19 protein-coding genes are annotated in these 25267 nt (G+C 72.7%); 17 read left to right on the top strand and 2 right to left on the bottom strand.

Features of this window, described 5'->3' with window-relative positions; genetic code table 11:
- Positions 1–138: 138 nt before the first annotated feature.
- On the top strand, positions 139–3864 hold the full coding sequence (locus IF46_RS0109900) for a S8 family serine peptidase (RefSeq protein WP_030488001.1): 3726 nt from the start codon (positions 139–141) through the stop codon (positions 3862–3864).
- 79 nt (positions 3865–3943) lie between these two features.
- Here IF46_RS0109900 and IF46_RS0109895 read toward each other — a convergent pair whose 3' ends face one another.
- The gene (locus tag IF46_RS0109895; protein ID WP_030488000.1) at positions 3944–4963 is read right to left on the bottom strand and encodes a helix-turn-helix domain-containing protein; all 1020 of its coding nucleotides are present in this window, start codon (positions 4961–4963) and stop codon (positions 3944–3946) included.
- 89 nt (positions 4964–5052) lie between these two features.
- Between IF46_RS0109895 and recN the strand changes: the two genes are divergently transcribed.
- The 9 genes from recN to IF46_RS0109850 all read left to right on the top strand — a co-directional run bounded on the left by recN (position 5053) and on the right by IF46_RS0109850 (position 17857).
- Positions 5053–6810, top strand: a complete 1758-nt coding sequence (gene recN, locus IF46_RS0109890) for a DNA repair protein RecN (protein ID WP_030487999.1) — start codon at positions 5053–5055, stop codon at positions 6808–6810.
- Positions 6811–6929: 119 nt separating this feature from the next.
- Positions 6930–8108 carry a putative cytokinetic ring protein SteA gene (gene steA / locus IF46_RS0109885; protein ID WP_030487998.1) on the top strand — a complete coding sequence of 393 codons (1179 nt, stop codon included), beginning with the start codon at positions 6930–6932 and terminating at the stop codon, positions 8106–8108.
- 27 nt (positions 8109–8135) lie between these two features.
- Positions 8136–9077 carry a copper transporter gene (locus IF46_RS0109880; protein WP_030487997.1) on the top strand — a complete coding sequence of 314 codons (942 nt, stop codon included), beginning with the start codon at positions 8136–8138 and terminating at the stop codon, positions 9075–9077.
- Between the two features lie 82 nt (positions 9078–9159).
- On the top strand, positions 9160–10026 hold the full coding sequence (locus IF46_RS0109875) for a hypothetical protein (protein WP_030487996.1): 867 nt from the start codon (positions 9160–9162) through the stop codon (positions 10024–10026).
- 1 nt (position 10027) lies between these two features.
- On the top strand, positions 10028–11713 hold the full coding sequence (gene murJ / locus IF46_RS0109870; protein ID WP_030487995.1) for a murein biosynthesis integral membrane protein MurJ: 1686 nt from the start codon (positions 10028–10030) through the stop codon (positions 11711–11713).
- Positions 11710–12852, top strand: a complete 1143-nt coding sequence (locus IF46_RS0109865) for a glycosyltransferase family 4 protein (RefSeq protein WP_030487994.1) — start codon at positions 11710–11712, stop codon at positions 12850–12852. The genes murJ and IF46_RS0109865 overlap by 4 nt, the downstream gene beginning before the upstream one ends.
- Positions 12852–15269, top strand: a complete 2418-nt coding sequence (locus IF46_RS0109860) for a hypothetical protein (RefSeq protein WP_232233994.1) — start codon at positions 12852–12854, stop codon at positions 15267–15269. Before IF46_RS0109865 ends, IF46_RS0109860 begins: the two co-directional genes overlap by 1 nt.
- 163 nt (positions 15270–15432) lie before the next feature.
- A complete protein-coding gene (locus IF46_RS0109855; protein WP_030487992.1) occupies positions 15433–17184 on the top strand; it encodes a CTP synthase in 1752 nt (583 codons plus the stop codon).
- 67 nt (positions 17185–17251) lie between these two features.
- A complete protein-coding gene (locus tag IF46_RS0109850; protein ID WP_030487991.1) occupies positions 17252–17857 on the top strand; it encodes an NUDIX domain-containing protein in 606 nt (201 codons plus the stop codon).
- Between the two features lie 86 nt (positions 17858–17943).
- On the opposite strand, the gene IF46_RS0109845 is transcribed toward IF46_RS0109850, so the two are convergent.
- The gene (locus tag IF46_RS0109845; RefSeq protein WP_030487990.1) at positions 17944–18285 is read right to left on the bottom strand and encodes a TM2 domain-containing protein; all 342 of its coding nucleotides are present in this window, start codon (positions 18283–18285) and stop codon (positions 17944–17946) included.
- A gap of 228 nt (positions 18286–18513) precedes the next feature.
- Here IF46_RS0109845 and ald point away from each other — a divergent pair, with 228 nt between their 5' ends.
- From ald to cmk, 7 genes are all read left to right on the top strand, one after another.
- Positions 18514–19629 (top strand): alanine dehydrogenase, encoded by a 1116-nt coding sequence (gene ald, locus IF46_RS0109840; protein WP_030487989.1) that lies wholly within the window; start codon positions 18514–18516, stop codon positions 19627–19629.
- Positions 19630–19667: 38 nt separating this feature from the next.
- The gene (locus tag IF46_RS0109835) at positions 19668–20633 is read left to right on the top strand and encodes a site-specific tyrosine recombinase XerD (RefSeq protein WP_030487988.1); all 966 of its coding nucleotides are present in this window, start codon (positions 19668–19670) and stop codon (positions 20631–20633) included.
- 179 nt (positions 20634–20812) lie between these two features.
- Positions 20813–21736, top strand: coding sequence for a ParA family protein (locus IF46_RS0109830; protein WP_030487987.1), 924 nt, complete (start codon positions 20813–20815; stop codon positions 21734–21736).
- 41 nt (positions 21737–21777) lie between these two features.
- Entirely contained in the window at positions 21778–22659 is an 882-nt protein-coding gene (locus tag IF46_RS0109825; RefSeq protein ID WP_036391631.1) for a segregation and condensation protein A, read from the top strand.
- Complete coding sequence (scpB, locus tag IF46_RS0109820; protein WP_030487985.1) at positions 22652–23602, top strand: SMC-Scp complex subunit ScpB; 951 nt, start codon at positions 22652–22654, stop codon at positions 23600–23602. The genes IF46_RS0109825 and scpB overlap by 8 nt, the downstream gene beginning before the upstream one ends.
- On the top strand, positions 23589–24359 hold the full coding sequence (locus tag IF46_RS0109815; protein WP_030487984.1) for a pseudouridine synthase: 771 nt from the start codon (positions 23589–23591) through the stop codon (positions 24357–24359). Before scpB ends, IF46_RS0109815 begins: the two co-directional genes overlap by 14 nt.
- Positions 24360–24554: 195 nt before the next feature.
- Positions 24555–25235, top strand: coding sequence for a (d)CMP kinase (gene cmk, locus IF46_RS0109810; RefSeq protein ID WP_030487983.1), 681 nt, complete (start codon positions 24555–24557; stop codon positions 25233–25235).
- The last annotated feature ends 32 nt before the right edge of the window (positions 25236–25267 follow it).

The following is a 25267-nucleotide window of genomic DNA, read 5'->3' as shown; positions in this document are numbered from 1 at the left end:
AGATGTGATTTGTCCACCTGGCGACATGTCGCCGCTGCGGCGGCGGATGGCTAGTGACCTGGTGACGTGCTCCGTCGCAAACTCCGATCGGCCCTTACCCACGGGTGGCGGGCCTACAGGAGTAGAGGAGCACAACCCATGCACTGGTCCCCACGCTGGCTCGCCGTCGGCGCGGTCGGCGCGTTGGTGGTCGGCGTCGCCGCACCGGCGTCCGCCGACCCGCCTGCCCGGCCCACCGGCCCCACTTCGGGTGCCCCCGCGCAGAACGCCGCACCCGTCCGCATCACTCTGATCACCGGCGACCAGGTCGACCTGGTGCAGGCGGCACCCGGTCGGGTCGCCGCCACCGTCCACCCCGGGCCGGGCCGCAACCGGATCACCTTTCAGACCGTCGAGGCCGACGGCGGGTTGCGGGTGCTGCCCAGCGACGTCGTGCCGTACCTCTCCGCGGGTGTGCTCGACCCCGACCTGTTCGACGTGCAGGAGTTGGCCGCCGACGGGTTCGGCGATGCCGCGCAGGGCGCGTTGCCGCTGATCGTCCGTTACCAGGAGCCGGCGGCCGGACGAGTGAAGCCGCTGGCGGGCGTCACCGACGCGCGTCCGCTGGAGAGCATCAACGGTGCCGCGTTGCGGGTCGGCAAGGGCGACCTCGGTGGCCTGTGGACGTCGCTGCGCGGTACGCCCGGACAGCGCGGCACCGCCGGCTCGCCGGCCCGGCTCGGCGCCGGTGTGGCCCGGGTCTGGCTGGACGGGAAGGTCCGCCCGACGCTGGAGCACAGCGTGCCGCAGATCGGTGCCCCGACCGCTTGGGCCGCCGGGCGCGACGGTGCCGGCGTCAAGGTGGCGGTGCTCGACACCGGTGTCGACGCCACCCACCCCGACCTGGCTGATCGGATCGTCGAGGCGCAGGACTTCACCGGTGGTGGCAGCGCCCGCGACGGGCACGGCCACGGCACGCACGTGGCCTCCACCATCGCCGGCAGCGGCGCGGCGTCCGAAGGGCTACGCAAGGGCGTCGCCCCGGGCGCGCGGTTGCTGGTCGGCAAGGTGCTCGACGATGCCGGCTCCGGCAGCAACTCGGCCATCATCGCGGGTATGGAGTGGGCCGCCCACTCCGGCGCGAAGGTGGTCAGCATGAGCCTCGGCGGCGACCCGAGCGACGGCACCGACCCGATGAGCCAGGCGCTCAACGACCTGACCGCGGAGACCGGTGCGTTGTTCGTGGTCGCCGCCGGCAACGCGGGCGAGGCGCGTACCGTCGGGAGGCCGGGCGCGGCCGCGGCGGCACTCACCGTGGGCGCGGTGGACCGGGCCGACAACCTGGCGGAGTTCTCCAGCCGGGGCCCGCGCCTCGGCGACAACGGCCTCAAGCCCGAGATCACCGCGCCAGGCGTCGGCATCGTCGCCGCCCGCGCCGCCGGCACCAGCATGGGTAAGCCGGTGGACGAGGCCTACACGACCTCGTCCGGCACCTCGATGGCCACCCCGCACGTGGCCGGAGCGGCGGCGATCCTCGCGCAGGAGCACCCCGACTGGCCCGCCGCGAAACTGAAGGACGCGTTGGTCAGCACCACGAAGGCGAACCCGACGCTGACCGTCTTCGAGCAGGGCGCCGGCCGGGTCGACGTGGCCCGGGCGCTCGGCCAGCGGGTGTACGGATCTGCCACCGCCGACTTCGGCCGGCTCAGCACCGGTGGCGCGGTGGTCGAGCGGACCGTGACGTACACCAACGGCGGCACCGCCCCGCGGACCCTGCGGTTGGCCCTGGAGCTGCGCAACCTGGACACCCACGCGGCCGAGACCGACGGGGTCGCGGTCGGTGGTGTCGAGGTGACCGTGCCGGCCGGCGGCAGTGTCGCCGTGCCGCTGCGGGCCGACCCGGCGAAGCTGGACCGGGGTGTGCACAGCGGGTGGCTGGTCGCCACCGGCGCGGACGGCGTCGCGGTGCGTACCGCGGTTGCGCTCACCCTCAGCGGCCCGCTGCACACGGTGACCGTGCGGGCGTTGGACCTGAAGGGTCAGCCGGGTGTCGCGTCGACGCTCACCCTCTTCGGTGAGCAGCCCGAGTCCGACTGGCTCGGCTGGGTCGGCGGCGAGGTGCAGGTGCAGGTCGAGGAGGGCCCCTACCTGGTGCAGGCGTTGATCGAGCACGGTGCCCCCCTGGACGAGCAGATCACCCTGGTCACCGACCCGGAGCTGCTGGTCGACCGGGATCTCACCGTCGTGCTCGACCCCCGCAAGGGCACCCCGGTGCGCATCGAGACGCCGAAGCCCTCCGAGCAGCGGTCGACGATCAGCTTCTACGAGCACCGGATCTTCGGCAACGGCCGGCAGGTCGACCACGGTGTCATGACCTTCAGCACCATCCAGCAGGTCAACGTCACGCCGACCCGCGCGGTACGCAAGGGCGAGTTCGAGTTCGCGTCGCGCTGGCAGTTGGTCGCGCCGATGGTGGACGCGAAGATCAGCGGGGTGTCCGATCCGTTGGACATCAACCTGATGGGCTACTCGCCGGCGCCGACCGACCGGCGCAAGCTGCCGCTGGTCTGGGCCGGCACCGGCACGCCCGCCGAGCTGACCCGCGTGCGTGGCGCCGCGGCGCTGCTGGTCACCAGCCCGGACGCCTCGGAGGAGGAGCAGATCGCGGCGGCGGCCGCCGCTGGCGCGAAGGTGGCGCTGATCGTCCGACCCGCCGACCAGAGCGCGTGGACGTCCTGGACCCCGTTGGGTGACCGGCTGCCCATCCCCGCGATGGCCGTGGCGTACGACGACGGGCAGAAGCTCATCGCGGCGGTCCGCAAGGGCGGCCGGACGACGCTGGACCTGAAGCTGACCGTGGAGAGCCCCTACCTGTACGACGTGTGGCAGGTCTCGAAGGGCCGGGTCCCGGAGCGGATCGTGCACCGGGTCACCGAGCAGAACACCGCCGAGGTGACCGCCCACTACGGGAACGTGGGCAGCGAATGGGCCAACGAGCAGCGGCTCGGGTGGCGTCCGTGGCAGGAGACCTCCTGGAACGATGAGCAGCGGCTGGTGCGTACCGGCACCACCCGGCGCGAGTTCGTCAGCGCCGGGGAGGACTGGTGGCAGCAGCGGGTGCTGCACAAGCCCACGTTCATGCCGTTCGGGCAGTTGACCGCTGGCCTGACCCAGGCGCCCCGGCGTTACGCCGCCGACGACCGGGTGACCGAGACCTGGCACGCGCCGGTGATCCGCCCGGCCGTCCCGGCCAGTGAGGTGCCGGTGCCCACCCGGACCGGGAACAACCTGGATCTGCGGGTGCCCGAGTTCGTCGACGCGCAGGGGCACTACAGCGTGGCCGGCGAGAGCGAGGAGTCGGACACCGTCGCGGCGCGGGTCAGCCGTAACGGGCAGCAGATCGCCGACCTCTCGAACGGCTGGGCGTCGGTGCCCACGACCGCCGAGGCCGCCCGCTACCGCCTGGACGTGACGACGCAGCGGTCCTCGGCCGAGTGGCGCTACGGCACCCGGACCGACACGGCCTGGGAGTTCACCTCGGCCCGCCCGGCGGGCGACGCCGCGGTGCCGTTGTCGCTGCTGCAGGTGGACTACAAGGTGCCGGCCGACCTGCTCGGCACGGTCCGCGGCAACCGGCCGCACCAGCTGGGGCTGACCCTGCGGCAGCCGGCCGGGGTGGCGGCTCCGAAGGGCACCAGCGTGCGGGTGCAGGTCTCCTTCGACGGGGGCGTCACCTGGCGTACCGCGCGGACCTCGGGGTCGGGTACCCGGTACACCGCGACGGTGCCGGCTGGTCGTGGAACGGTGTCGCTGCGGGTGCAGGCCACCGACCGGGCCGGGAACAGCGTCGATCAGACGGTGCTTGCGGCGTACGGGCTGCGCTGATCAGTGCGGGCGGGGCGGCCTGGCCGTCCCGCCCACTCGGATAGGGGTCCGCCGTCGACCGACGGCGGACCCTTCGGCGTCAGAGCCAGCCGCGTCGGGCGACCTGGAACGCCAACCCGGGCCGGGTGTCCACGCCGGCGGCGGCCATCAGGTCGGCGATGCGCCGTTGCACGGTGCGCCGGCTCACCCCGAGCTGGGAGGCGATGGACTTGTCCGGTACGCCCGCTACGAACAGCGACAGCAGCCGTGCCTCGTCGGCGTCCGGTTGGTAACCGTCGCCGGGATGGTCCGCGGGCTCCGGTCGCCGACTCTCGGGCGTCGCGACGGCGAGGGGGTCGTCGAGCCGTAGCCGGGTGGCCACCCGCCAGTGACTCTCGAAGAGAGCGAGCAGCGCGTCGAGCAGTTGACTGCGGCCGATCACGGCGGCGCTCGGTTCGCCACCGTCGCGGTCGGGCACCAGCGGGCAGATGGCCGTGCGAGCGTCCACGATGGCCAGTCGGACCGGTAGTCGGTCCAGCACCCGGGCCTGCTCGCCGGCGGCGACGCCCTTGGCCAGGTCGGCCAACGCACCCGGTTCCAGCAGCAGGTCACGCTCGTAGATGGCCCGGTAGCTCACCCCACGGGCCAGCGCGTCGAACTCCTCGACGTTCTCCGGCCCGGCCATGGCGAGGGGGTTGGCCCGGCAGAACCAGAGCACCTCGGTACGCGCCGCATTCTGCAGATCGCGCAGACGGTTTCGGAGCACCCGGGCCCCGGTGATCACCTCGACGAGGTGGTCGACGTGGTGTCGGCGCAGCCCGGAGCGGTACTCCTCGGCCAGTTGGGTGACCCGTCGCCGTGCCGCCTCCAGGTCCTCCTGACGACGCAGCAACGCCCCGCCGAGGGCGACGTCCGGGGCGGTCGGACGCAGCGGGGCGTCCGGGTCGTTGTCGTTGCGCTGCACCAGGCCCTTGCCGCGCAGCGCCTCGATCTGGGCGACGACCTGCTCACGGGGCCGGTGCAGACGACGGACCAACTCGTCGACGCGGGCCGTGGTGAGCTGGAGCAGGCAGCGGTAGAGCTCCTCCTCAGCCGAGGTCAGGCCGATCACGTCCAGCACGGGGCAGAACTGTACGTCGGCCGGGCACCGGCCGCACCCGGGCCCGTCGGCTGGTCAACTGTCGGCCCTCGCGTCTACTGTCGGTGGCTGTGCTGGAAGAGCTGCGCATCACCGGACTGGGCGTCATCGAGGACACCACGCTGCCGCTGACCGGCGGCATGAACGTCATCACCGGCGAGACCGGTGCGGGAAAGACGATGGTGGTCACCGGCCTCGGTCTGCTCTTCGGCGGCCGGGCCGACGCCGGGCGGGTCCGGGCCCAACCCGGCCGGGCGGTGGTGGAGGGGCGGCTGCGCCTGCACGGGCGGGTCGGCGACGCTGTGCACGCGCGCATCACCGAGGCCGGTGGCGAACCCGACGAGGACGGCTCGGTGCTGCTGAGCCGCACCGTGACGGTGGAGGGGCGCTCGCGCGCCCACGTCGGCGGCCGGAGCATGCCGGTGTCGATGCTCGGTGAGGTCGGTGAGCAGGCGGTCGCCGTGCACGGTCAGTCCGACCAGCTGCGGCTGCTGCGCCCGGCCGAGCAGCGGGCTGCCCTGGACCGGTTCGCCGGCCCCGCGCACGAGAAGCTGCTCGACGCGCTGCGCGAGGCGTACGCGGGGTGGCGTCGGGTGGTCGACGACCTGGCGGACCGGCGGCGCAACGCCCGCGAGCGCAACCAGGAGGCCGACCTGCTGCGGCTGGGCCTCGACGAGATCACCCGGGTCGATCCGCAGCCCGGTGAGGACGACGAGCTGAAGACCGAGGCGCAGCGGCTGGAGCACGCCGAGGGCCTGCGGACGGCCGCGCAGATCGCCCAGCAGTGCGTGGCCGGTGGCGCGGAGGCCGCCGAGGAGACACCGGACGCGGCGGCGCTGCTCGGCACGGCCCGGCGGACCCTGGAGGCGCAGGCCGGCACCGATCCGGCGCTGGGTGAGCTGGCGGCCCGCCTGGAGGAGGCGGCCACGCTGGTCACCGACGTGTCCGCAGAGCTGTCGGCGTACCTGGCGACGCTGGATGCGGACCCGGCCCGGTTGCAGCACGTCTACGAGCGGCGGGCGGCGCTGCGCGCGTTGACCCGCAAGTACGCCGACGACGTCGACGGGGTGATCGCCTGGGCCGATCGGGCGCGCACCCGACTGTCCGACCTGGATACCTCCGACGATCTGCTCGACGAGTTGGAGCGGGAGGGGCAGCGGCTCGCCGTCGAGGTGGCCGACCTCGCCGGGCGGGTCTCCACCTCCCGGCAGGAGGCGGCGGTCCGCTTCGCCGACCAGGTCACCGTCGAGCTGGCCGGTCTGGCCATGCCGCACGCGCGGATCGAGGTGGCGGTGCTGCCCCGGCCGGCCGGGCGTGCCGAGCCGACGCTGGCGGTCAACGGCGTCGAGGTGGGCGTCACACCGGACGGCGGTGACGAGGTGGAGCTGCGGTTGCTGGCCCACCCGGGTGCGCCGTCGTTGCCGTTGCAGCGCGGCGCATCCGGCGGTGAGCTGTCCCGGGTGATGCTCGCCATCGAGGTCGTGTTCGCGGGTTCGGGCGGCCCACCCACGTTGGTCTTCGACGAGGTCGACGCGGGGGTCGGTGGTCAGGCGGCGGTGGAGATCGGCCGCCGGCTGGCCCGGCTGGCCCGCAGCCACCAGGTGCTGGTCGTCACACACCTGCCGCAGGTGGCCGCGTTCGCCGACCGGCACCTCGTGGTGGCGAAGGACACCGGCGGTGCGGTGACGACAAGTGGGGTGCGGGTGGTGGAGGACACGGAGCGGGCTCGGGAGTTGGCGCGCATGCTCGCGGGTTTGCCCGACTCGGATCTGGGTATCGCCCACGCCGAGGAGCTTTTGGCCGTGGCCGCCAAGGAAAGGCGGTTGTGACGCCGCGTATTGTGAGCGCAAGCACACCGGCTTGTGCCGACGTGTGCTTCCCTGGGTAGGCGGCCCTGCTCAGGCATGTCGCGACAGAAAAGCCTGCCTCACATGCCAGGATGGTCACGATGCGTCTACCCACGTTGCGCCGGAACCGGAACTCCGACCCCGGCAGAGTCCTCGGCACCGCGCGCCTTGATCGCCGGACGAAACGCCTGGTCGGTCGGCTGCGCCCCGGTGACATCGCGGTCATCGACCACGTCGACCTGGATCGGGTGGCGGCCGACTCGCTCGTCGCCGTCGGGGTCGCGGCGGTGCTCAACGCCAAGCCCTCGGTCTCCGGCCGTTATCCGAACCTCGGCCCGGAGGTGTTGATCGCCGCCGGCATTCCGCTCCTCGACGATCTGGGCGAGGGCGTCTTCGAGCGGATCCGCGAGGGCGACCAGGTCCGGATCGAGGGCAACACGGTCTTCGCCGGGGACGAGCCGGTGGCCCACGGCAGCCTGCAGGATGCCGAGACGGTCGCCAAGGCGATGGCCGACGCCCGGGAGGGTCTGTCGGTGCAGTTGGAGGCGTTCGCCGCCAACACGATGGACTACCTGCGCCAGGAGCGCGACCTGCTGCTCGACGGTGTCGGGGTGCCGGACATCGAGACCCAGATACAGGGTCGGCACTGCCTGATCGTGGTGCGCGGCTACGACTACAAGGCCGACCTGGACGTGCTGCGCCCGTACATCCGGGAGTTCAAGCCGGTCCTCATCGGCGTCGACGGCGGCGCGGACGCGCTGGTCGAGGCCGGCTACACCCCCGACATGATCATCGGGGACATGGATTCGGTCACCGACGACGTGCTGCGCTGCGGCGCCGAGGTGATCGTGCACGCGTACCCGGACGGGCGTGCGCCCGGCCTGCCCCGGGTCAACGGCCTCGGTGTGCCGGCGATCACCTTCCCGGCTGCGGCGACCAGCGAGGATCTGGCCATGCTGCTCGCCGACGAGAAGGGCGCCTCGCTGCTGGTCGCGGTCGGCACCCACGCCACTCTGGTCGAGTTCCTCGACAAGGGTCGCGGTGGGATGGCCTCGACGTTCCTGACCCGGCTCAAGGTCGGCGGCAAGCTGGTCGACGCCAAGGGTGTGAGCCGGCTCTACCGGCAGAGTATCTCCGGCTCGTCGTTGCTGTTGCTGGTGCTGTCGGCGATCGCGGCGATGGCGTCCGCGGTGGCCGTGTCCACCGTCGGAAAGGCGTACCTGGGCGTGGTCGCCGAGTGGTGGGACAATTTCGTGTTCCAGCTGTACCGGCTCTTCTAGTTCCCGACCGATCAAGAGGCTGCAAGCGTGATCAACTTCCGCTACCACGTGGTGTCCCTCACCGCGGTCTTCCTGGCACTGGCGATCGGCCTGGTGGTCGGCACAGCCGCCCTCAACGGCCCGGTCGCCGACTCACTTGAGGGCCAGGTCACCGGGCTGCGCAAGGACAACCAGCACTGGCGCCAGACGGTCAGCAACATGGAGAAGCAGCTCGGGCTGGAGGAGGAGTTCGCCGAGGAGATGTCGCAGGTCGTCCTGCCCGGCACCCTCACCGGCCGCCGGGTCGTGGTGCTCAGCCTGCCCAACGGGCGCGACCACACCGAGGGTGTGCTCAAGAAGCTCCAGCTCGCCGGGGCCACCATCACCGGCCGCGTCGACCTGCAGGACAAGTTCATCAACCCGGACAACAACACCAACCTGTTGGAGTTGGCCGTGACCGCCGCCCGCCCCACCGCGCAGACCACCGGCCTGCCGGGCAACGGGCACGGTGTGGAGACCTCCAGTGCGTTGCTGGCCAGCGTCCTGCTGGACCGGGCCCAGGGCGTCGCGCCGGTCAGCGACGCCGACCGGCGGGCGGTGCTCGCCGCATACAACAACGCCGGCTACCTGACCACCGACAACAACAAGGTCACCGGCTCGGCGGAGGCTGTCGTCGTGGTCAGCGGCCAGCCGTACGTCGACAAGGACTCGGAGAAGCGCGACGAGTCGGTCGTGAAGATCGCCGAGCAGTTCGACCGCACCGGGGCGATCGTGGTGGCCGGCAACGGCTCCGTCGGCGCCAACCTGGTGTCCGTGGTCCGCGGCGACCCGGTGCTCGCCCAGACCATCTCCACGGTCGACAACGCCAACACCGGGCAGGGGCAGCTGGTCACCAGCCTCGCCCTGGTGCAGCAACTCACCGAGAGGAAGGCCGGGCAGTACGGCGTCGGCGACAACGCCGCGTCCCTGCTGCCTAGACTGCCCCAGTGAGCGAACGACGTACCCCCGTGTCCGAGTCGACGAGGCAGCGCGTGAGCGAGCGCACCATGAGGCAGTGCGGCGTGGTGACGGCGTGAGCGCGCTGGGCCGGCTGTTGATCGCCGGTGCGGGTGCCGCGGCCGCCCGGTACGCGCTGCGCGAGGCGCGTACCTCGCCGGCTGGGCCCGCCTTGGAGCGCACCAACTTCCGTGGCCGCACGGTGAGCCTGGCCGCCGGGCCGGCGCTCGCCGCCGGTGCCGCTGCCGCCAGCGCGTTCGGTGCCACCGGCGGCGCCGCCGGTGGGGCCGCCCTGGTCGCCGGTCTCGGTGCGGGCAGCGTCGGGCTGTACGACGACGTGGTCGGCGCGCGCCCGGCGCAGAAGGCAGCCAAGGGCTTCGCCGGGCACCTCGCCGCGCTGCGCGAAGGACGGATCACCGCCGGTCTGGTCAAGGTCGTCGGGGTGGGTGCCGCCGGGCTGGGCGCCGCCGCGCTGCTCGCCGCCGACCCCCGGGTCGCCGCGCACCCCCGCCGACAGCGGCACGGCGCGTTCGGCCGGGGCGTCGACGTGCTGCTCGGCGCCGGTGTGATCGCCGGCACGGCCAACCTGCTCAACCTGCTCGACCTACGGCCGGGCCGGGCCATCAAGTCCGGGCTGCTGCTCGCCGCGCCACTGACCGGCGGCCCGCAGGGCGGGATCGCCGCAGGCGCGGCCGGTGCCGCCGCCGGCCTGCTCCGCGACGACCTGGCCGAAGACGTGATGCTCGGCGACAGCGGCGCGAACGCGCTCGGGGCGCTGCTCGGCGTCGCCCTCGCCGCCCGTACCGGCCCGCTCGGCCGGGCCGGTCTGCTCGCCGTCCTCGCCGGGCTCACCGCCGCCAGCGAGAAGGTCAGCTTCACCGCGGTGATCCAGCGGACCCCGGGGCTGCGCGAGCTCGACGCACTGGGCCGACGCGCCGACTGACGTGACCAGACCGGCACCCCTCGCCGGCGCCGGCCGGCTGGCCGGGGCAGCCGCGCTCATCGCCGTCCTCACCGTGGCCAGCCGACTCGCCGGCTTCGGCCGCACCGCCGTGTTCACCTGGGTGGTCGAGCAGAGCGATCTCGGCGGCATGTACGTCATCGCGAACACGGTGCCGAACATCGTCTTCGAGATCGTCGCGGGCGGGGCGTTGGCCAGCCTGGTCGTGCCGCTGCTGGCCGGGGCGGTCGCGGCAGAGGACCGACGGGCGGTGGCGGCGACTACCGGCGCCCTGCTCACCTGGACGGTGAGTCTGCTGGTGCCCCTCGCCGTGCTCGTCGCCCTGTTCGCCGACCCGATCATCTCGCTGATCAGCGAGGGACGATCGGCGGCGGAACTCGCCGCTGGCGCCCGGATGCTGCGCGTGTTCGCCCCGCAGCTGCCGCTCTACGGGATCGGCATCGTGCTCACCGGCGTTCTCCAGGCACACCGACGCTTCGCCTGGCCGGTCATCGCTCCGCTGCTGTCCAGCCTCACCGTGGTCGTCGTCTACGTGGTCTTCGGCGCGGCTCAGGGGCGGGGTGTGTCCGTCGCCCAGGTCGGCCGCACCGGCGAACTGCTCCTCTCCGGCGGCACCACCCTGGGCGTGGTCGTGCTGTCGCTCTCACTGCTGATCCCGCTGCGGCGGCTGCGGCTACGGCCCCGGTTCGGATACGCCTTCACCGCTGACGCGCGGGCGCGGATCGGCGGGCTCGCCACGGCCGGCGCGGTCACGGTCGCCGCGCAGCAGGTCGCGCTCCTGGTGGTCCTGAACCGGGTCTCCGGCGGCCCCACCGGCTCCCCGCAGGTGTTCAACCTGGCCCAGGCGATCTACCTGTTGCCGTGGGCGGTCCTCGCCGTGCCGCTGGCGGTGGCGTCCTACCCCACCCTGGCCACCGCCAGCGCCGCCGGAGACGAGGACGACTATCGGCGGACCCTCTCCGGCGCGGTACGGGGCGTGCTGCTCTTCAGTTGCCTGGGCGTCGCGGCGTTGATCGGTACCGCGCAGCCGATCGCTGCCCTCTTCTACCCGGACAATCCGACGTCCACCGCGGCGGCCATCAGCGGGTTCGCGCCGGGTCTGCTCGGCTACGGCCTGTTCGCGATCCTGTCCCGGGCGCTCTACGCGCGCGGCGACACCCGATCGGCGACCGTGGCGATCACCCTCGGCTGGCTGGTCGTCCCGGTCGTGGCGCTGCCGTTGACGGCGCTGCTGCCGTTGCGGGATCGGGTGCTCGCGGTGACGTCCGCGAACTCGGTGGGGATGCTGGTGCTCGGTGCACTGTTGCTCTTGGCGGTGCTGCGCAGCGCCGGCCGTTCCGCGCTGGCCGGCGCGGCACGGGCCGGGGCGGCCGGCGGTCTCGCCGGTGTGCTCGCCGCGCTCGCCGGGCTGGGCCTCACCCGCTGGCTCGACGCGCCGGGTGGCGGCACCCCGACGATGGCGGCGGCGTTCGGTCAGGGCATGCTGTCCGGGGTTCTGGTTGGGGTTGTGTTCCTCGCCGTGGTCTGGTTCGTCGACCGGCGGGACGTACAGCCACTGCTCGCCGGTGTGCTGCGGCGTCTGGGCCGGCGGGGGCCGTCCGGCGGTGCGCCGACACCTGGCGCGGGCGCTGCGGAGCGGGGCGACGGGAAGGAGACGGCGACGCGATGACTGAGCCAGCTCTGCCTGCCGGCTGGTCGGGCACGCTCGCGTTGGTGCTCGCGTCCAGCACCGGCGGGGTCGGTCAGCACGTCCGATCGGTGGCTCGTGGCCTGGTCGCGGGTGGCACCAACGTGCTGGTCTGCGGACCCGCCGCCACGCAGGAGCAGTTCGACTTCGTCGGTGTCGGTGCGCGGTTCGAGCCGGTGGAGATCCCGGCCAGCCCGACGCCGGCCGACGCGCGGGCGGTGCTCGCGCTGCGCCGGGTGCTCACCACCGCCGGGGTGGATGTGGTGCACGCACACGGCCTGCGGGCCGGGTTGGTGGCCGTGCTGGCCCGTCCCACCGCCCCGCTGATCGTCACCTGGCACAACGCGGTGCTCGCGGGTGGGCTGCGAGGCGGGGTGTCCCGGCTCGTCGAACGGGTGGTGGCCCGCGGCGTCCGGGTGGCTCTCGGCGCGTCCACGGACCTGGTGCGCCGGGCCGCCGAGGTGGGCGCCACCGACGCCCGGCTCGCCCCGGTCGCCGCGCCGACGCTGCCCGCGCCGCGTCGACGCCCGGCGGCGGTACGCGCCGAGTTCGGCGTCCGCCCGGACCAACCGTTGATCGTCTCGGTCGGTCGCCTACACCCGCAGAAGCGCTACGACGTGCTGATCGACGCGGCGGCCCGCTGGCGTACGCGTACCCCGCCGCCGGTCGTGGTGATCGCCGGCAGTGGGCCGGCGTACCTGCCGTTGGCGGCGCGGACGTCGGCGGCCCGGGCCCCGGTGACCCTGCTGGGGCACCGCACCGACGTGGCCGACCTGCTCGCCGGCGCCGACCTCGCGGTGGTGACAAGCGACTGGGAGGCCCGGCAACTCTTCGCCCAGGAGGCGCTGCGCGCCGGCGTACCGCTGGTGGCGACCGAGGTCGGCGGTCTCCCGGAGCTGGTCGGCGATGCCGCCACGCTGGTCCCCGCCGGTGACGTGGACGCGGTCGACGCGGCGGTCCGGGCGTTGCTTGACGACCCGGCGGCGCGGGCCGAGCTGGGCCGGCGTGGCGCCGAACGGGCGGCGACGTGGCCCACCGAGTCGGACACCGTCGCCACGCTGGTCGCCCTCTACGCCGAGCTGGCCGAGAATCCCGCCGCTGGAAGAACGGGACACCGGTGATGCTGCGCCGAATCGCCCCCGCCCTGTTGACCCTGCTCGTGGTGGCGTTGGGCGTCACCGCGCTCGCCGCCCGCCCACCCCAGGGCACCCCGCAACGCACCGCCGACTTCGTGGTGCTCGCCGGGATCGCCGGGCTGCGCTGGGAGGACGTGGATGCGCAGAGCACCCCGACGCTGTGGCGGATGGCCCAGGACGGGTCGATCGGCTCCCTGTCGGTGCGCTCCGCGCACCAGCCCACCTGCCCGGTGGACGGCTGGTTGACCCTGGGCGCGGGCAGCTTCGCCGCGTGGAACGGCAGCCGCGCGGCCGACGGTTGCCCGGCGGCGGGGGTGGCCGTGGAGCAACCGGACGGCATCGGCGCGAACCTGCCCGACCAGGAGAGCGTGGTCCAGTACAACCAGCAGCGGCTGCCCTGGGGCACCGTGCCCGGGTCGTTGTCGGAGTCGGTGCGTTGCTCGGTGGCGGTGGGCCCGGGTGCGGCCGTGGCCGCCGCCCGACCGTTCGGCCGCGTCGACCGGTACGCCCCGGCGCTGCCGGCCGACCCACGGTTGCTGCTCGGCTCGTGTGTGCTGAGCATCGTCGACCTCGGCACGGTCGAGGGGACCGACCCGGCGACCCGCGCCGAGCAGGCCCGGGCGGCGGACGCCCAGCTGGCCCGGGTGCTGGCCGCGCGGCCACCGCGGTCGCTGGTGCTGGTCGCGGGGATCTCCGACACCACCGGGCCGTCGCGGTTGCACGTGGCGGTCGCCGACGGGCCGGGCTGGGAGCGGGGTTGGCTCACCTCGGCGAGCACGGGCCGGGACGGGTACCTGCAACTTGTCGACCTCGCGCCGACCGCCCTCGCCGCGCTGGGCCGGCCGATGCCGGAGCAGCTCTTCCTCGGCCGTCCGGCGATCAGCACCGGGGGCCGTCCGGCCGACCTGGTCGAGGCGATCAACGCCCCGGCGAACGCCGACCGGGAGGCGGCCGCCCAGCGCAGCGTCTCCGGTGTGTTCTTCGCGCTGCTCGCCGGCGTGCAGGTGCTGCTGGCGGTGGCGATCCTGCCGTTGCTGCGCCGGGCCCGTCCGCACGCCGGCCCGACCGGCCCGACGCCCGTCTCCGGGCGGATCGTGGCGGTGATGGAGCTACTGCTGGTCGCCGCGGCGTTGACGGTGCCGGCGGCGCTGCTGGCCGACGCGGTGCCCTGGTGGCACGGCGAGCACCCCGGGTGGATCTTCGCGGGGGTGACCGGGCTGCTGGTTGCCGCCGGCACCGCGGCGGTGCGGTTCGCCCCCGGGTACGCGGGCACCCTCGGCCCCCTCGGCGCGGTGGCAGGCCTCACCACGCTCGTGGTCGGGCTGGACGTGCTCACCGGGGCCCGCCTCCAGCTCAACAGCGTGGTCGGCTACTCCGCGTTGCAGGGGGGCCGGTACGCCGGGCTGAGCACGGTGGGGCTGGGCGTGTTCCTGGCCGGCGCGTTGCTCAGTGGTGGCTGGTTCGCCCAACGGGTGCACCGTGGCTGGCGGCCGGCGGTGTTGGTGGCGGTGGGTGGCCTTGCCGTGGTGGTGGTTGGCAGCCCGTACCTGGGCGCCGACCCGGTCGGCGCGATCGCGCTCACCGCCGGGGTGAGCGTCGCGGCCGCGATCAGCGCCGGTGGCTGGTTGACGATCAGCCGGCTGGCTTGGGCCACCATGGCCGCACTGGCGGTCGGCATCGGGTTCGCCGTGGTGGACCTGCGCCGTCCGCCGGCCGAGCGGGGCAGCCTGGGCCGGTTCCTCTCCGCGCTCGGTGACGGCACCGGCGGGCTCACCGTGCACCGGTCCAGCACCGAGAATTTCGAGACGTTGGTCAACAGTCCGTTGACCGTGCTGGCGCTGGCCGGCGGGTTGCTGGTGTGGTTTGCGCTGTTGCAGCCGTGGGGCGGGCTGATGCGGCTGTTCGGCATCTACCCGGCGGTCCGGGCCGCGATGGCCGGCACCGTGGTCGCCGCGGTGCTCGGTGGGGTGCTCGACGGCGCGGCACTGGACGTGATGGGCGCTGCCGCCGCCCTGGTGGTGCCGATGGCGGCCCTGGCGTCGCTTCGGGTGCTCGGGCATGCCGCCGACCGGACGCGCCCGTTACCGGGCCTCTCCCGGGCCAACGGCGTCGACGGCGACTCGGGGCCTGGCGGGGTCGGCCCGGTCGGTGGGGGTGACGGTCCGACCGGTGGCGGTGGGCCGCTGGGTGCGGTCCACCCGCGTCCGATCAGCGGCCCGCCGGCGAGCGCACCGGCGAAGGTCGCGCCACCCTCGGCCGCGCACACCCCCGGCGACCCCTCGGCGGGCACCGACGAGCAGGTCGAGCCGACCGCGAGCGGATCGACGCCGGACACCGCGCCGACGGTCCCTGTGCCGCCCCGGCAGGTCGACCGGTCATCGACAGAGGTTGCCGCGTCCTGAGCGCCGGGCCTCGTTCGGGTGGCCCGGAGGTGTCGCAGCCGGGGTGCGGCCTGCGAGTACCCGCCCGGGAGGTGTTACCGTCGAGTCCCGTGGATCGCGTGATCACTCTGCTGATCAAGCACGGCGGTCTGCATGACCGCGACAGACGACACGGGAGCAGGCCTTGGCCCCATCAGCACGGACGACCAGGCACATTTTCGTCACCGGGGGCGTCGCCTCCTCGCTGGGTAAGGGCCTCACCGCCTCCAGCCTCGGCAACCTGTTGACCGCGCGCGGGTTGCGCGTGGTGATGCAGAAGCTCGACCCCTACCTGAACGTCGACCCGGGGACGATGAATCCGTTCCAGCACGGTGAGGTCTTCGTCACCGAGGACGGCGCCGAGACCGACCTCGACGTCGGGCACTACGAGCGGTTCCTCGACCGGGCGCTGTCCGGCAAGGCGAACGTCACCACCGGCCAGATCTACTCGGACGTGATCGCCAAGGAGCGGCGCGGCGAGTACCTGGGGGACACCGTCCAGGTCATCCCGCACATCACCAACGAGATCAAGTCGCGGATCCTGGCGATGGCCGACCCGGACGAGGACGGCCAGCTCCCCGACGTGGTGATCACCGAGGTCGGTGGCACGGTCGGCGACATCGAGTCGCTGCCGTTTTTGGAGGCGATCCGTCAGGTCCGCCACGACCTTGGCCGCGACAACTGCTTCTACCTGCACGTCTCGCTGGTGCCGTACCTGGCGCCGTCGGGTGAGCTGAAGACCAAGCCGACCCAGCACTCGGTGGCGCAGCTGCGCAACATCGGTATCCAGCCGGACGCCATCGTGCTGCGCTGCGACCGGGAGATCCCGGTGAAGCTCAAGGAGAAGCTGTCGCTCTACTGCGACGTGGACGCCGAGGCGGTCGTCGCCGCCCCGGACGCCCCGAGCATCTACGACATCCCGAAGGTGCTGCACCGCGAGGGCCTCGACGCGTACGTGGTGCGTCGGCTCGGCCTCTCCTTCCGGGACGTGGACTGGACCAGCTGGGACGACCTGCTGGAGCGGGTGCACCGGCCCCGGCACACGGTCACCGTCGCGGTGGTCGGCAAGTACGTCGACCTGCCCGACGCGTACCTGTCGGTCAGTGAGGCGATCCGGGCGGCGGGCTTCGGCCACCGGGCCCGGGTGCAGCTGCGCTGGGTGCCCAGCGACGAGTGCGTCACTCCTGCCGGCGCCGCTGCGGCGTTGGCCGGTGTGGACGGCATCCTCATCCCCGGCGGTTTCGGCGTCCGTGGCATCGAGGGCAAGATCGGCACCACCCGGTACGCCCGCGAGACCGGTATTCCGCTGCTCGGCCTCTGCCTCGGCCTGCAGTGCATGACCATCGAGGTGGCCCGGCACCTGGCCGGCCTGGACGGCGCCAACTCGGTGGAGTTCGACGAGCAGGCCGCGCACCCGGTCATCGCCACGATGGCCGACCAGGAGGACATCGTCGCCGGCAAGGGCGATCTGGGCGGCACCATGCGCCTGGGCGCGTACCCGGCGAAGCTGACCGAGGGCTCGATCGTCGCCGAGGCGTACGGCAGCACCGAGATCAGCGAGCGGCACCGGCACCGGTACGAGGTGAACAACGCCTACCGGGACGCGTTGACCAAGGCGGGTCTGCGCTTCTCCGGCACCTCGCCGGACGGGCGGTTGGTCGAGTTCATCGAGCTGGACCGGAGCCTGCACCCGTTCTTCGTGGCCACGCAGGCGCACCCCGAGTTGAAGAGCCGCCCGACCCGCCCGCACCCGCTGTTCGCCTCGTTCGTCAAGGCCGCGGTGGCGTACTCGCAGGCCGATCAGCTGCCGGTCGACCTGGACGTGGCGACGGAGGCCCCGACGACGCGCAAGGCCGCCCGCAACGGCGCCGCGACGAAGGCCGCATCCACCTCGTGAGCGAGCGAACCAGCAGGCTCAGCAGCGTGGCGTCTCGCGCCGTCGTCGAGCGCAGCGAGGCGATGGCGTGAGCGAGCTGGAGCACCGTTACGAGGTGCGTTCCCGACAGGAGCGGTACCGGGGGCGGATCTTCGACGTGGTCACCGAGGAGGTGACCATGCCCGGCGGTGGGACCGGGCTGCGTGACCTCGTCCGGCACGTCGGGGCGGTGGCCGTGGTGGCGCTCGACGACGCCGGTCAGGTGGTGCTGATCCGGCAGTACCGGCACCCGGTCGGGCGGCACCTGTGGGAGTTGCCGGCCGGTCTGATGGACGTCTCCGGCGAGGAGTTGCCGGTGGCGGCGTTGCGGGAGCTGGCCGAGGAGGCCGACCTCACCGCCGGGCGGGTCGACGTGCTCGTCGACCTGCACAGCTCGCCGGGGTTCACCAACGAGATCGTCCGGGTGTTCCTGGCCCGGGACCTCGCCGATGTGCCGGCCGACGAGCGGCACGAGCGCCACGACGAGGAGGCCGACCTCCAGGTCGTGCGGATCGATCTGGACGAGGCGGTCGCCATGGTCCTGGCCGGGGAGATCACCAACGCCTCCGCGGTGGCCGGGCTGCTGGCCACGGCCCGCGCCCGGGACACCGGGTTCACGTCTCTGCGCCGGGCGGACGCGCCGTTGCCGCGCTGAGCGCCGTCGCCGGTCCAGCCGGCGATCCCGTACGCACGAAAGGGGCCCTGCGGTCAGCCGCGGGGCCCCTTGCGCTGTCGGTCTGTCTAGGAGTCGCGCAGCGGACGGCCCTGTGCGTCCGTGCCACCGTTGACCAGGATGAGAATGCCGTCGATGAGGCCCCAGAGGGAGCCGAAGCCGCAGGTCACCAGGCTCACGACGAGCTGGAGAACGGCGATCTTGGTGTGTCCGGTGTAGAACCGACCGGCACCGAAGGTGCCCAGCAGGATGCCGAGGAGGCCCGCGACGACCTTGCTCTTGTCGGAAACGCCCTGCGGGTACCCCGGCTGGGGGTACCCGGGCTGGTAAGGAGGAGTGGTCATGGGCCGAGACATTAGTGATCGACTCGTCTGCTGTCCGCACCGGTACCCGGCAGATGGGACGATAATGGCCGAACACTGTCCTGACGGCTGAGGTGATCATCCGCCGCCGATTCCGGGCGGGTGCCCTGACAGATCGTCAGGACAGCCGCGCAGCGGATGCCACTGTGCTGGCCTACGGCGCACTCGGACGCGCCTAGACTGCCGCCGGCGGGACCGGTGGACCGCGATGGCAAAGGAGCCGTCGTGGCACCGAGCAGTCGGGGGAGAGCGGCCCCGAAGAGAGGTGTCTGCATCGTGAAGGTCGGAATCCCACGCGAGGTCAAGAACCACGAGTACCGCGTGGCGATCACGCCAGCGGGCGTCAACGAGTTCACCCGCAGCGGCCACCAGGTCTTCGTCGAGTCCGGCGCTGGGGTTGGCTCCAGCATCACCGACGAGGAGTTCGCCGCCGCCGGCGCGAAGATCCTCGCCACGGCCGACGAGGTGTGGGAGACCGCCGAGCTGGTGCTCAAGGTCAAGGAGCCGATCGCCGAGGAGTACCACCGGATGCGCGAGGGGCAGGTGCTCTTCACCTACCTGCACCTGGCCGCCTCCAAGGAGTGCACCGACGCGCTGATCGACCGCGGCGTCACCGGCATCGCGTACGAGACCGTCGAGCTGCCCGACCGGTCACTGCCGCTGCTCGCCCCGATGTCCGAGGTGGCCGGCCGGCTCGCCCCGCAGGTGGGCGCCTTCTACATGATGCGGACCGGCGGCGGGCGCGGTGTGCTGCCCGGCGGTGTCTCCGGCGTGTACGCGGCCAAGACCGTGGTCATCGGCGCCGGCGTCTCCGGCATGAACGCCGCCGCGATCGCGCTGGGCCTGCAGTCCGAGGTGCTGCTGCTGGACAAGAACGTCGCCCGGCTGCGGCAGGCCGACGCGATCTACCGGGGCCACCTGCAGACCGTCGCGTCCAACGCGTACGAGGTCGAGCGGGCCGTGCTCGACGCCGACCTGGTCATCGGCGCGGTGCTGGTGCCCGGCGCGAAGGCCCCGACGCTGATCTCCAACGAGCTGGTCTCCCGGATGAAGCCGGGCAGTGTGCTCGTCGACATCGCCATCGACCAGGGCGGCTGCTTCGAGGACTCGCGCCCCACCACGCACGCCGACCCGGTCTACAAGGTGCACGAGTCGATCTTCTACTGCGTTGCGAACATGCCCGGTGCGGTGCCGAACACCAGCACGTACGCGCTGACCAACGTCACCCTGCCGTACGCGCTCGAGTTGGCCAACCAGGGCTGGCGCGAGGCGCTGCGTAACGACCCGGCGCTGGCGCTGGGCCTCAACACCCACGCCGGTCAGGTCACCTACGGCCCGGTCGCCGAGGCGCACGGCATGGACGTGCTCCCGCTGGCCGACGCGCTGGCCTGAGCGGTGGCGGGCTGACCAGCGGCACGGACTCCGCCGGCGTGGGCACACCGCCCACGCCGGCGCTGCGCCGTGCCGTGCGCGGCTACCTCGACCACCTGACCGTCGAACGTGGCCTCTCGGCGAACACGCTCGCCTCGTACCGCCGGGATCTGGACCGTTATCTCACGACCCTGGCCGACGCCGGCGTCGGCGACCTCGCGTCGGTCGGCGCCGGCCTCGTCGAGTCGCACCTGGCGCGACTGCGCGCGGGCGACGACGCGCACCCGCCGCTGGCGGTCTCCTCCGCCGCCCGCGCGGCCAGCGCGGTACGCGGCCTGCACCGCTTCGCGCTGCGGGAGGGCCTGACCGGCGCCGACCCGAGCCGCGACGTCCGCCCACCGACGCCGCCGCGCCGGCTGCCCCGGGCGTTGCCGGTCGACGATGTGGTCCGGTTGCTGGAAACCGCCGGCCCGATCACCGCGACCGGCGACGACGCGCCTCTCGCGCTGCGCGACCGGGCGCTGCTGGAGTTTCTGTACGGCACCGGCGCGCGCATCTCCGAGACGGTCGGCGCCGCCGTGGACGACCTCGACACCGACGAGGGCACGGCGCTGCTGCGCGGCAAGGGCGGCCGGGTGCGGCTGGTGCCGATCGGCGGGTACGCCGTCGACGCGGTGCGCGCCTACCTGGTCCGGGCCCGCCCCGGGCTGGCCGCCGCCGGTCGGGGCACCCCGGCGGTGTTCCTCAACGCCCGCGGCGGCGCGCTGTCGCGCCAGGGCGCCTGGGGCATCCTGCGCCGCGCCGCCGAGCGGGCCGGGCTGCCCGTCGACGGGCCCGCCGCCGTGTCCCCGCACACCCTGCGCCACTCCTACGCCACCCATCTGCTCGACGGCGGCGCCGACGTTCGGGTGGTCCAGGAGCTGCTCGGCCACGCGTCGGTGACCACTACTCAGGTCTACACGCTGGTCACCGTTGAGCGGCTGCGCGAGGTGTACGCCACCACCCACCCGCGCGCTCGGGGCTGAACCGACGCCGGTCGGCTCCGACACGCCGGGCCGGTGCCTAACCCCCTGCTGGTCGGTGGCGTACAGTCGGCATCGGCGCGGACCTCCTGGAGCGACACGACCGGGGTGCGCAGCGGCGCCGCGAAGGATGTCGGACGGCTCCGACGCCGGGTGGGTCGTCGGGAGGGGGCAACGAGCACATGGCTGGCAACGGTGACCGTGCCGAGACCTGGACGTCGGAGCTCCGCGAGCAGCAGGCCACGCTCGGCGCGGACCTGGGTCCTGCGGACCCGGCTGCCTACACGATGCGTAAGCCCATTCCCGAGCCGATGCCCACCGACCGGCACGGTCCCGCGCGGATCATCGCGATGGCCAACCAGAAGGGTGGCGTCGGCAAGACCACGACCACCATCAACCTGGGTGCCGCGCTCGCGGAATATGGTCGCAAGGTGCTGCTCGTCGACTTCGACCCGCAGGGCGCCCTCTCGGTGGGGCTGGGCGTCAACCCGCACAACCTCGACCTGTCCATCTACAACCTGCTCATGCAGGACGACATCATCGCCGAGGACGTCGTCATCAAGACCGACGTGGCGGGGCTGCACCTGCTGCCGGCCAACATCGACCTCTCCGCCGCCGAGATCCAGCTCGTCAACGAGGTCGCCCGGGAGATGGCCCTGGCCCGGGTCCTGCGCACGGTCCGCAAGGAGTACGACTACATCCTGATCGACTGCCAGCCGTCACTCGGTCTGTTGGCGATCAACGCGCTGACCGTCGCGCACGGTGTGCTCATCCCGCTCGAATGCGAGTTCTTCAGCCTGCGCGGTGTGGCCCTGCTGCTGGACACCATCGACAAGGTGCGCGAGCGGCTCAACTTCGACCTGGAGCTCGAAGGCATCCTCGCCACCATGTACGACAGCCGCACCACGCACTGCCGGCAGGTCCTGCAGCGGGTGGTGGAGGCGTTCGGCGACAAGGTCTACCAGACGGTCATCACCAAGACGGTGAAGTTCCCCGAGTCCACCGTGGCCGGTGCCCCCATCACGACGATGGACCCGGCCTCCTCCGGGGCACGTAACTACCGTCAGCTGGCCCGCGAGGTGATCGCCGCCCAGTCGGAGCGGTAGCCGGAACGCCCGGTGCCCGCCTCGTGGACTACGGTCGTCCGGTGACCGCGCCACCCCTCGACCCGCCCGAGACCGCTGCTGCGGCCGTGGTCGACGGTGTGCAACCGGCCGGGTTCACCGTCCGGCTGGCGAACTTCACCGGCCCGTTCGACCTGCTGCTGCAGTTGATCGGCAAGCACAAACTCGACGTCACCGAGGTGGCCCTGCACACGGTCACCGACGAGTTCATCGCCTACATCCGGGCGATGGGCGACGACTGGGACCTGGACGAGGCCAGCGAGTTCCTGCTCATCGCCGCGACGCTGCTCGACCTGAAGGCGGCCCGGCTGCTGCCCTCCGCCGAGGTGGAGGACGAGGCGGACCTCGCCCTGCTGGAGGCACGGGACCTGCTCTTCGCCCGGCTGTTGCAGTACAAGGCGTACAAGGAGGCGGCGGCGCACATCGCCGAGCTGGAGGCCGTCGGCGGTCGACGGTATCCGCGAGCGGTCAGCCTGGAGCCCCGCTACGCCGAGGCGCTGCCCGACCTGGTGCTCGGCATCGGCCCCCAGCGGCTGCTGAAGCTGGCCGTGAAGGCGATGACCCCGAAGCCGGTGCCGGAGGTCTCCATCGCCCACGTGCACATGGTCCGGGTCAGTGTCCGAGAACACGCGGCCATCCTCGCCGCCCGGCTGCGCCGGGCCGGCACGGCCACGTTCTCGCTGCTCTGCGCCGACTGCGAGGCCACCCTGGAGGTGGTGGCCCGGTTCCTCGCGCTGCTGGAGCTGTACCGGGAGGGTCTTGTTTCCTTCGTGCAGGAGCAGGCTCTGGAGGAGTTGACCGTGCGCTGGACCGGCCCGACCGACGGCGACACCGAGCTGCACGTCGACGAGTACGCCGGTGAGTCGGATGGGACGGGAACGACGGAGGATGCGCGGGATGAGTGACGAGGAACGCCGGGACTCGCTGGCCGACCAGGCTGCCGCCTGGGTCCCCCCGTGGGACCGCCCCCGCCCGCCCGCTGCCGAGAACACCGACGTCCCGCGGGCCGAGTCGACCCCATCGCCGGTCGAGTCGGCCATGGCGCCACCGTCGGATCAGGAAGATCTTGGAGGGGAAGTGCCCCTCCAGGGGCCGGAACCTTCCAAGATCTCCGCCGAGCCTGGTGCGAACGCGTCCGGCGCGGGGGCGGGCGACCCGCAGGAGTCGGGCACGCCGGGCGGGTCAGGCACGCCGGGCGAGTCGGGCACGGCGGGGGAGTCGGGTGACGTTGGTGACGTACCCCGGCGGCAGGTGGCGGGGCGACGGCGGGCGACCGCCGCGCCGGAGCCTGCGCCCGAGCTGTCCGACGCTGAGCTGCGCGGCGCGTTGGAGGCGATCCTGCTGGTCGTCGACGAGCCGGTCAGCGAGCTGGTGCTGGCTCAGGTGCTGGAGCAGCCCGCCGAGCGGGTCGGGCCGATGCTCGACGAGATCGCCGCCGGCTACACCGCGGCCGGGCACGGGTTCGAGCTGCGCCGGGCGGCCGGCGGGTGGCGGCTGTACACCCGGCCGGAATACGCTACGTACGTTGAGCGGTTCGTGTTGGACGGGCAGTCCGTGCGGCTGACCCAGGCGGCGCTGGAGACGCTCGCCGTGGTTGCCTACAAGCAGCCGGTGACCCGTTCGCGAATCTCAGCCATCCGGGGTGTGAACTGCGACGGTGTCATCCGTACGCTGGTCACCCGTGGCCTCGTCGAGGAGTGCGGCACTGAACAGGACAGCGGGGCGTTCCTCTACCGGACCACCACGTTGTTCCTGGAGAAGCTCGGGCTGAACACCGTCGACGAGCTGCCGCCCCTCGCACCCTTCCTGCCCGACGACGTAGAAGAGCTTGCTGATGCGACCCGATAACCGTTCCCCCAAACCCGACGCCCCTGTCTTCGAGGGGGCTGAGCGCCTGCAGAAGGTGCTCGCCGCCGCCGGCGTGGGTTCCCGGCGTGCCTGCGAGGACCTGATCTTCCGTCGCCGGGTCACCGTGGACGGGCGGGTCGCCAAGCTCGGCGACAAGGTCGACCCGGCCACCGCCGTGATCCACGTGGACGGGGAGCGCCTCCAGGTCGACGTCCGCCTGGTCTACGTGGCGATGAACAAGCCACGCGGGGTGGTCACCACCATGGCGGACGAAAAGGGACGCAACGAGCTGTCCGACTTCATCGGCGCCCGGCTGGAGCAGCGGGTCTACCACGTCGGGCGGCTCGACGCGGACAGCGAGGGCCTGCTGCTGCTCACCAACGACGGCACCCTCGCGCACAAGCTCATGCACCCCTCGTACCAGGTGCTGAAGACCTACCTCGCCGAGGTGGTCGGGCCGATCCCGCGCAACCTGAGCAAGCGGCTGTTGGCCGGTGTCGAGCTGGAGGACGGGCCGGTCAAGGTCGACTCGTTCAAGGTGGTGGACACCCTCGGCAAATCCGCCCAGGTGGAGCTGAGCCTGCACGAGGGGCGCAAGCACATCGTCCGGCGGCTGATGGATGAGGTCGGTCACCCGGTCACCCGGCTGATCCGTACCTCGATCGGGCCCATCCGGCTGGGTGAACTCCGCACCGGGCGGCTGCGGCGGTTGACCAACGCCGAGGTCGCCGCTCTGTTCCAGGCGGTGAGTGACTGACCCCCGAGTTCGGGGTACGGCAGCCGGTAGGCTCCACCGACGGCCGAGACGCGGTCGCCCGGGTGGCGTGAGTCGCCTCCGGCGGCGTCGCGCGCGGGTCCAGCAGAGGACCCGGGCATGATTGATGACGATTGACAACCGCTTGCGGCGCCAGCTCACCGGGCGATCCGTGAGGTACGGGCTGAGGAGGACACGGTGCAGGAAAACGTACGGTTCGGGCGATGTGTGGTCGCTGTGGACGGGCCGTCCGGTTCAGGGAAGTCCACCGTGTCGCGGCGGCTCGCCGCCGGCATCGGTGCGCGCTACCTGGACACCGGGGCGATGTACCGGGCGATCACGTGGGCCGTGCTGCGCTCCGGCGTGGACCTCACCGACGCCGCGTCGGTGGCGAAGGTCGCCGGCGAGGTCGACCTGCGCATTGGCACCGACCCCCAGGGGTACGGCGTGACCGTCGACGGTGTGGCAGTGGACGCGGAGATCCGTGGCGCTGAGGTGACCGGCTCGGTCTCCGCCGTCGCCGCGGTGCCGGCGGTCCGCGAGCTGCTCGTCAGCCGGCAGCGCGAGATGATCGCCAATGCTGGTCGGATGGTGGTCGAGGGTCGGGACATCGGCTCGGTCGTGGCGCCGGACGCGGACCTGAAGGTCTTCCTCACCGCCTCCGAGGCGGCCCGTGCCGCCCGGCGCAGCGCCGAGGACGCCGCCGACGTGGCGGCCACCGCTGCCGACCTGGCACGGCGGGACCGGCTCGACTCGACCCGCAAGGTCAACCCACTGGCCCAGGCGCCCGACGCGGTGGTGCTCGACACCACCGAGCTGGGCATCGACGAGGTCGTGGCGCGGATGCGCGACCTGCTCACCGAGCGGGGCGTGGCATGAGTAGCGCGGTTGTGTCTCTTGACGGTCCGGGG

The organism is Micromonospora chokoriensis (genome assembly GCF_000718555.1).
GTDB classification, from domain to species: domain Bacteria; phylum Actinomycetota; class Actinomycetes; order Mycobacteriales; family Micromonosporaceae; genus Micromonospora; species Micromonospora chokoriensis_B.
This window is presented reverse-complemented; position numbering and strand designations above follow the sequence as displayed.

Excerpts from the sequence above, each read along its gene's own strand:
- IF46_RS0109815 (WP_030487984.1), top strand. The coding sequence starts at position 23,589 with ATGCGACCCGATAACCGTTCCCCCAAACCCGACGCCCCTGTCTTCGAG.
- IF46_RS0109830 (WP_030487987.1), top strand. The coding sequence starts at position 20,813 with ATGGCTGGCAACGGTGACCGTGCCGAGACCTGGACGTCGGAGCTCCGC.
- IF46_RS0109865 (WP_030487994.1), top strand. The coding sequence starts at position 11,710 with ATGACTGAGCCAGCTCTGCCTGCCGGCTGGTCGGGCACGCTCGCGTTG.
- steA (WP_030487998.1), top strand. The coding sequence starts at position 6,930 with ATGCGTCTACCCACGTTGCGCCGGAACCGGAACTCCGACCCCGGCAGA.
- IF46_RS0109900 (WP_030488001.1), top strand. The coding sequence starts at position 139 with ATGCACTGGTCCCCACGCTGGCTCGCCGTCGGCGCGGTCGGCGCGTTG.
- scpB (WP_030487985.1), top strand. The coding sequence starts at position 22,652 with ATGAGTGACGAGGAACGCCGGGACTCGCTGGCCGACCAGGCTGCCGCC.
- IF46_RS0109860 (WP_232233994.1), top strand. The coding sequence starts at position 12,852 with ATGCTGCGCCGAATCGCCCCCGCCCTGTTGACCCTGCTCGTGGTGGCG.